Genomic DNA, 2,680 nt, shown 5'->3' on the forward strand with positions numbered 1-2,680 from the left:
GCGGTCCAGCGCCTCGACCTGGATCTCCACCAGGAAAACGCTGGCCTGGGTCGGCGCCCAGGCGACCTCGACGATCCGGTCGGGGCTTTCGCGCAGTGGACGCCACGCTGCCCGCTACCGCCAGGACCGCGATGAACGGCACCGTGGCCACGGCGCTGGCCTGCAGGATCGCGCGATGACGGGCCCTGTCCACCACCGCTCCCTCGGCCCCGCCCTTGCGCGGATTGAGCAGGTCCGATTCGTAGTCAAAGACGTCATTAATGCCGTACATCGCCAGGTTGTACGGGACCAGGAAGAAGATCGTGCCCACTACCACCAGCCAGTCGACGCCGCCGGAAGCCAGCAGGTATCCGGCGGCGAAGGGGTAGGCGGTGTTAACCCAGGACACCGGCCGGGAGGTGATGACCAGTTCGCGGATCACGGCGGTTCCCCTCCCCCGTCGGCTCGGCCGGCCCTCTCATCGGCGCGGCGGCGGCGCGGGCCTGTGAGCATCAGCCACACCGCGGGCAGCAGCAGCGCCGCGCCCAGCGGATAGGCGAAGTCCTCGATCGGCGCCAGGCCGATCCGGAGCCCGGCCAGGGCGTGTCCGCCGTAGTCGAACAGCCCGGAGGCGATCATGACGTTGTCGAACACGGCGGTGAGCACCCACAGCGCAGCGACGGACAGGCCGGCCGCCGCCGCGGCCCCGCGGGGCACCCGCCTGGCCAGGACCGCGCCCACTGCCGCGGCAATCGCGACGCCGAGAAAGACCGCATTCAGCTCCAGGAAACTCACGCCGCGCCACCTCCGGCCGAGGCCCCGTCGTCGTGGCTGACCAGTTGCGGTCCGGCCGCGCGGACAGCCCGCCGGTGCCGGCCCCACGCCAGCAGCCCGGTGAACAGGATCATGGTTTGGTAGCAGAGGAAGGCCAGGAAGAACGCCTCCTCGAGCGGCAACTCGGGGGCCAGCATCAGGCCGGTCATCAGCGGCGAGTCGCGGTGCACAAAGATTCCCAGCGCGATCGCCCAGACGTCCCAGGCCAGGAAGTACGCCAGTCCGATGGCCAGGGTGACGGCGGCCGCGACCGGACGGTCGAAGAAGAACAGCCTGTAGCGCGCGTCCAGCAGGGCCATGCAGCCCAGCAGCGCAACCAGCACGGCCAGATAGATCATGCGCTCCTCCCCGCACTGTCCGACGACGGCGCGGGGCCGGGCGCCGCCGAGTCCGGTTCCGGCAGTGCCCCGGGTGCCCCGATCCCCTGCACGGCCTTAAGCACCAGTTCGGCACTGATCAGGCACATGGGCACGCCGATGCCCGGCCGGACGGAACTGCCGGCGTAGTGCAGCCCGTCCACCCGGCGGCTCCGATTGCCCGGGCGCAGGAAGGCGCTCTGCCGCAGGGTATGCGCCGCACCCAGTGCGCTGCCACGCCACGCGTTAAAGCCGTCCACAAAGTCCGCCGGCCCGAAGGTGCGGCGGACGGCAATCCGGCCGCGGAGGTTTGCCACTCCCGTCCAGGCGGCCAGCTGGTCGATGGCCGCGTCCGCGACCGCTTCCACGGCGGCCGCCCCGGACCCGTCGTCACCGCCCGAGCCCCAGGCCGGCGCCGCAGGTGCGGGAACCAGGATGAACAGGTTCTCGTCCCCGGCCGGTGCTACTACGGCGTCGGTGGCGCTGGGTTTGCATACGTAGATGGAGGTCTCCCGAGCCAGCGCCCGCCCGGAGCGGATTCGGCTGAAGTTCTCCTTCCAGTCCCGTGTGAAGAGCAGGTTGTGGTGGGCCAGCCGCGGCAGCGGCCCGCGCACGCCCAGGCAGACCAGCACGGCGCTGGGACCGGGGTCGCGGCGGCGCCACACCCGTTCCGGGTGGCTGCGCAGGTGCGCCGGCAGCAGCCCGGTCTCCACGTGATGCAGATCCGCCGCGGCGACGACGATGCCCGCCGCCGTCCGGCGTTCGGCGCCGGCGGCATCGGACCAGAGCACTGCCTCGCAGCGGGCCTTCGCGCCGGACTGCCCGGTGACGATGTGCCGGGCGGTGGCGCGGGTTTCGATCCGGACGCCGGCCTCCCGCGCCAGCCGCTCCATCGCATCGACCAGCGCCGCGAACCCGCCCATCGGGTAGTACACGCCGTCGTCGAGGTCCAGGTGGCTCATCAGGTGGTACATCGCCGGCGCCCGGTACGGGCTGGTACCCAGGAACACCGCCGGGTACCCCAACACCTGGTGCAGCCGCGGGTCCGTGAACCGTTCGCGGACGTAACGGTCCAGGCTCCAGCCCAGCAGCTTGGCCAGCCGGGGTGCCCGGCGCAGCACCCGCGGGTGGGCCAGGCCGCGCAGGCTGGCGAAGTCGTCGTACAGGAAGTGCTCCTTGGCCAGCCGGTACGTTTCCGCCGCCTCGTCCAGGTAGCGGTGCAGCGCCGGCCCGGACCCCGGTTGCAGGCCTTCGAAAAGTCCCGCCACGTTGTCGCGGCCCGAGTGGACCTCCGTGGCCGCCGGATGCCCCTCGAACCAGATCCGGTAGCCGGGGTCCAGCCGCACCAGCTCCAGCGCCTCCGCGGCGCTGGAGCCCATCAGCTTGAACCAGTGGTCAATCACCTCCGGCATCAGGTACCAGGACGGACCGGTGTCGAAGCGGAAGCCGTCGCGCTCGTGCCGTCCCGCCCGGCCGCCGAGGCCGGAGCGCTGCTCCAGCAGGGTGACGCG

The 2,680-nt window shown here is 71.8% G+C and carries 4 protein-coding genes; all 4 read right to left on the minus strand.

The window, feature by feature from the left end:
- A partial coding sequence (locus AC5RV2_RS16790) for a UbiA prenyltransferase family protein (protein WP_494093278.1) occupies positions 1 to 421 on the minus strand: 421 nt, incomplete at its 3' end.
- Positions 418 to 774, minus strand: coding sequence for a lycopene cyclase domain-containing protein (locus AC5RV2_RS16795; RefSeq protein WP_494093279.1), 357 nt, complete (start codon positions 772 to 774; stop codon positions 418 to 420). The genes AC5RV2_RS16790 and AC5RV2_RS16795, both read right to left, overlap by 4 nt.
- A complete protein-coding gene (locus AC5RV2_RS16800) occupies positions 771 to 1,151 on the minus strand; it encodes a lycopene cyclase domain-containing protein (protein ID WP_494093280.1) in 381 nt (126 codons plus the stop codon). Before AC5RV2_RS16800 ends, AC5RV2_RS16795 begins: the two co-directional genes overlap by 4 nt.
- Positions 1,148 to 2,680, minus strand: a 1,533-nt coding sequence (gene crtI, locus AC5RV2_RS16805; protein ID WP_494093281.1) for a phytoene desaturase family protein, incomplete at its 5' end; no start/stop codon positions are given. The genes AC5RV2_RS16800 and crtI, both read right to left, overlap by 4 nt.

Source organism: Arthrobacter sp. Y3225116 (assembly GCF_059091245.1).

Bases quoted from the DNA above. Each gene is read 5' to 3' on its own strand.
- AC5RV2_RS16800 (WP_494093280.1), bottom strand. From the start codon at position 1,151: ATGATCTATCTGGCCGTGCTGGTTGCGCTGCTGGGCTGCATGGCCCTG.